The 5,181-nt window shown below is 55.7% G+C and carries 3 protein-coding genes; all 3 read left to right on the top strand.

The window, feature by feature from the left end; translation table 11 throughout:
- The first annotated feature begins 261 nt into the window (after nt 1–261).
- The 3 genes from ABQ298_11260 (at nt 262) to ABQ298_11250 (ending at nt 4,509) form a co-directional block, all read left to right on the top strand.
- Nucleotides 262–1,173 carry a DUF58 domain-containing protein gene (locus ABQ298_11260; GenBank protein ID MEQ9824953.1) on the top strand — a complete coding sequence of 304 codons (912 nt, stop codon included), beginning with the start codon at nt 262–264 and terminating at the stop codon, nt 1,171–1,173.
- 185 nt (nt 1,174–1,358) lie between these two features.
- Nucleotides 1,359–3,062, top strand: a complete 1,704-nt coding sequence (locus ABQ298_11255) for a hypothetical protein (GenBank protein MEQ9824952.1) — start codon at nt 1,359–1,361, stop codon at nt 3,060–3,062.
- 34 nt (nt 3,063–3,096) lie between these two features.
- The gene (locus ABQ298_11250; protein ID MEQ9824951.1) at nt 3,097–4,509 is read left to right on the top strand and encodes a hypothetical protein; all 1,413 of its coding nucleotides are present in this window, start codon (nt 3,097–3,099) and stop codon (nt 4,507–4,509) included.
- Nucleotides 4,510–5,181: the final 672 nt, after the last annotated feature.

Raw genomic sequence — 5,181 nt, 5'->3', positions numbered from 1 at the left:
GAGAGGTAAGAACGGCGGGGGACAATCTGTGGTTTCTGTGCTATCTGTGGTTCCATTCTTTATTCCTCCAGCAGGACGTGGTTTTTGACCACAGATGTCTCAGATGACACAGAGGGGGTAAGAACGGTGGGAGAAAATCTGTGGTTTCTGTGCTATCTGTGGTTCTATTCTTCTTCTAAAATTGGGTTGGAGGGAACTGGGGTGCTTGCACCGTGTCGCTTGCATCTGGAGCAAATCCTGTGCTAGCGTGCTGCCACGATCATGGAAAAGCGAACCCAGGACATGCTGAAGAAGGTGCGCGCGGTGGAAATCCAGACCCGGCGACTGGTGAACCAGGCGTTGTCGGGTTCGTATCGCAGTGCGTTCAAGGGGCGCGGCATTGATTTTGAAGAAGTTCGGGAATACGCCTACGGTGACGATGTGCGCACGATCGACTGGAATGTGACTGCCCGCTCCCGCCGACCCTACGTGAAACAATATCGTGAGGAACGCGAATTGTCGATGATCCTCATGCTCGATCTCAGTGCGTCTGGCAGTTTTGGGAGCCAGCACCAGACCAAGCGCGAACTCGCCACCGAACTGGCCGCCGTGCTCGCATTCTCTGCCATGAGCAGCAACGACAAGGTGGGACTGATCCTGTTCACGGATCGCATCGAGTGCTTCATCGTGCCGGGCAAGGGACGCAAACACGTGCTGCGCATCATCCGCGAGTTGCTCTTTTTTGAGGCAAAAGGGCGCTCTACCGACATGGTGGAATCGCTCAGCTATGTGCTCAAGATGATGCGCAAGCGATCCGTGATCTTTCTGCTCTCTGACTTTCTTCACTTTTCCGACAAAGTGCCCGAAACGGATCCGCGCCATCCGCTCTACCGCACCCTGCGCCTGGTGGCGCAGAAACACGACCTCATCTGTGGAGTGCTGACCGACCCGCGCGAGTTTGAACTACCCAAAGTGGGATATGTGGAGTTTGAAGATGCGGAAACCGGGCAGATTCTCGAAATCAACACCCACTCACGCCGCACACGCGAGCAGTATCGCCAGCTCACCCTGCGCCACGCGCGACTGCGGGATCAAGCACTCAAGCAAAGCGGAATCGATACCATGGTGCTCAGCACCGATGAGCCCTATATCGAATCCCTGCGTCGTCTCTTCGCTCAACGCAGCCGACATTGAGCCGTGCGGATATTCGCAGGTGTGGTGAATACAGGGTGCAGTCCCACGCCGACGCATCGGGACATTTCTCCCGACTTTCTACCAAGCCAAGCTTCGACCGTTTGCGTATTGCAAGTTCGTTTGAATGCATTTTCACTGGGAGGGTCTATAGCTAGACGGAGCCGCCATGGACTCACCGCCTTGTTGTGAACCGCACACTGAAGACTACGACCGTTTACCTTGTTTTTCTGCTGGCCGGGGGCATCACCCTGCTGCTCGGCATGGTGTGTCCGTTCTACTTTCGGGGCATCGCACCAAGACTGGTCGAAAAAGCGGGGGAATCGACCCAACAGGTCGAAGACCTGGCAACAGAACTCACCGGATTTGGGCGCATCAGCCCGGTATTCGAATTCAGCTATGCGGTGGATGGTTTGTCGATGCAGGATCGACTGTACCAACTCGCACGTGAAAATCCGACCTACTACTTCTCCGGGGGTTCGGCCCCCTACGTCGAGGAGATCATTCGCAGGCTCGACCTGAAGGAAGCAGATTACACCAAACCCACCACAGTGGTGGAGCTGTTCACACCCCGCCGACACCGCGACTATATTGCCGATTTTCTCAGCCGCAGTCGCAATCTGAATGTGCAGGATATCCTGGAGACCCGCCAACTCAAGGGCACCGTGATCCTGAGTCCCGTCAGCGAACCCTCAGGCACGCCCACCGATATTGCGATTCTGACGATCGCACTGCTCATCCAGGCGGAGGAGACTCCACGCAAGTTTGCTGCCGAGCTGGCCAACCTCGCACGCGGTGCCATGCAGGGTTCCACACAGGCTATCGAACAAATGGAGCAGGTCTATCTCGCCACACTCACCCTGAGCAAACGTTTGCAGTGGGTATCCCTGAGCGAACTCATGCGCATCATTGACAGCAGTGAGGCCCTCATTCGCACCGCCGCGCTCTTTCGCCAGTTTCCCAGCCAGCGATCCCTGCTCTACACCACCCTGCTGCTGCACCGCAATCCGGCAGCGGTCTTTGAGTTTGTCGAACGCTACGGAGATGAAGCACTGGTAGACCTGAAAGAAGCCGTCACCTACGGCGATGGAGCATTGACACTGCTCTTTCAGCGCAAACTGCCAATCTACCGCCCCAATGCATGGAATCACTCCTTTGACACGCTGCAGCAGGCACTGCTCGACACCTCACTCTACCGCATCACCATCGACAATCCGCGACTGACTGCCGTGATGAAACTGCTGCTGCTGTTCACCGCCGGACTCTGCTTCATCATTCTGTTGCGCCTCGCGGTAAACGGCACCCGTTCGAACTATCGCGGCTGGGTCGCTTCCTTTCTTGCCAATATGGGCAACATCGCCATCGCCGTCGCTTTCGCGATCAGTGTATGGCTCTCACTCGAACCCGAATTCCTGAAACAGGAAGATTCCCGACCGGATCCCATCCAGCTGCGAATCGCCACCGCCAACCCTTTTGAAAATCTGAAATCCGACGTTATGAATCAAATGCATATCGACCAGGTGACCCTGCTGATCCTCGGTTTGTTCTTCATCCTGCAAATTGCCATCTACGCCTATTCGCGGGTGCGTCTGCAGGAAATCAAAAAACTGGAAATCGCTCCCGAGATCAAGTTGCGGCTCATTGACAATGAGGACAATCTCTTTGACAGCGGACTCTACGTGGGGCTGGGCGGCACCGTGGCGTCCCTGATCATGCTCGCGCTCAACATTGTTGAGGCCAGCCTCATGGCCGCCTATGCCTCCACCTTGTTTGGCATCATCTTTGTGGCCGTGTTGAAGATCTTCAACGTTCGTCCCTACCGCAATCAGCTGATCATGGAAATCAAAGTGGACGCGCCAGTACACCGGCAAGCCTCCCTCAAGCTGAAATAACCCGCAACCGGGACACCCTAGCCCTACACTCGTCATGAACCGAAGCATACTTCTTGTCATCTGCGACTTCCTGCTGCTCAGCCTGCTGGCCCTGGCACGCTTCGATGCACCTGTCACGGACGACAGTGCCGAGGTCGAAGCCGAAGGTGAGGTGCTCAGTCCCGAAGCGGAACTGGTCGATATTCTCAAACTTTCCCTGCAGGCCGAACGCGAGGCACAGGCCGCCCTCGCCGCTGAGCTGGAGCAGTCCAATCTGTCCATCGAAGAGAAGGAGTCCCTGCTCGCCAATACCAACCAGAATCTGGAGCAAACCCAGCAAATGCTTGAGCGGGAGCGCAAGCAGAAGCAGGAACTCATGGAACAGCGCGAAATGCTGCAGCAGGAAAAGGGAGACCTCGCACAAAATCTGCTCAGTCTGCGCGAGCAGAACATTCTCGAGCGCGAACGCTTGCGGCTGGCTCAGGAAAAAATCGAAGCCCAGCAGCAGGATCTCGAACAGTCCATGCAGACGGTTTCCCAAATTGCGGAAGAGAAGGAGCGTCTCGCCCAGGAAAAACAGCAAATTGAAACCGAGCTGAAGGTGGCCGAAGCACGCCAGGTACTCATCGCGCAGCAACTCGAGAACACCCGTCTCGAAATCGAATTTGAACGCCAGCAGCGCGAAGTGGCCGAACGCCGGGCCGAGTCGCTCACCGAAGGCGTCAAGGTGCTGGCCGGAACGTCAGCTGAAATCAAGGAGGAAATCAAACAACTGCAGCCCAAGACCCCGAACGCGCTCTTTACCGAATACAAGCGCAACCGGGTGAAGGTGCGCTTTGACACCAGTTTCCCGGGCATTTTTAAGGATCGCAGTAAGACGCTGGAGGCCGACACCATCCTCATCCGCGACAGTCAGCAAACCTACGCAATCCTGCACACGGAGTCCACCCCGTTTGACCTGAGCCAGATCACCCCAAACTACGACACTGTCGAGATCGCCATCACGGTTGGGGACCGGGTCATTGTGCCTGAAAAGGTGCAGTTCATGTCCATGGATCCACGTATCATGCTGATCCCGATCGACGAGGCACTGATCGAGGGAAGCGAACTCAAGGTGTATCCGTTGGTGCTTGAACCATTCCGCTTTCCCAAGGCTGTCGTGATTGATGCCCGAAACAATTACTTCGGAGAATCTTCCTTTAAGGTGCATCCGAACTTCAGCTACGCGCTCGAGATGGATCGAAAGATCATCAGTCAATTGTTCGGCGAGTTTTCACCCTCGCGCGGAGATCTCGTGATCGCACAAACGGGCGAATTCATGGGGGTGCTCGTCAACAACGAATACGCCGCACTGATGGATCACATTCGAACCTCCGATACAATCTGGGTCGGTGATGCCTTTGATTCCGTGCGTTCGAACACGATCATTACCAAATTGAGCAACTTGGTCTTCCGCACCCGCATGTAAGCCGTCTCGGATGGATCTGCAGGGTGTGGGTGCAGTGTCATCGTTCAGATTCTCCAGACTTGATGGTGCCTCCTGTTTTTCGCAGTTCAAGCGCGTTAGTCCCGACGCATTGGGATAACATTTGCCAATGACTCCGAATTTTCCCTCTGCAGTCCTCCATACCCGCGTTCCTTCTTCCGTAGCCGCGTTCCTTCTTCCCTCCGTAGTCCCGATGCGTCGGGAGAGAATTCGGACCTCTTACACGTTCGCAGCACCTTGCCACTCCAACGCTTCCGAATTCTTCCGAATTCGGCTACGGCCAATGCTTTCGAATGCGTCCCCGACGCATTGGTACGACATTTGCCAATGACTCCGAATTTTCCCTCTGAGTCCTCCATACCCGCGTTCCTTCCCTCCGTAGCCGCGTTCCTTCTTCCCTCCGTAGTCCCGATGCGTCGGGAGAGAATTCGGACCTCTTACACGTTCGCAGCACCCTGCCACTCCAACGCTTCCGAATTCTGCCGAATTCGCCTACGGCCAATGCTTTCGAATGCGTCCCCGACGCATTGGGATAACATTTGCCAATGATTCCGGATTTTCCCTCTGAGTCCTCCATACCCGCGTTCCTTCTTCCGTAGCCGCGTTCCTTCTTCCCTCCGTAGTCCCGATGCGTCGGGAGAGAATTCGGACCTC

It is taken from the genome of Puniceicoccaceae bacterium, assembly GCA_040224245.1.
Taxonomy (GTDB): domain Bacteria; phylum Verrucomicrobiota; class Verrucomicrobiia; order Opitutales; family JAFGAQ01; genus JAKSBQ01.
The sequence above is the reverse complement of the archived record's forward strand: the minus strand, read 5'-3'. Positions and strand labels throughout refer to the sequence as shown.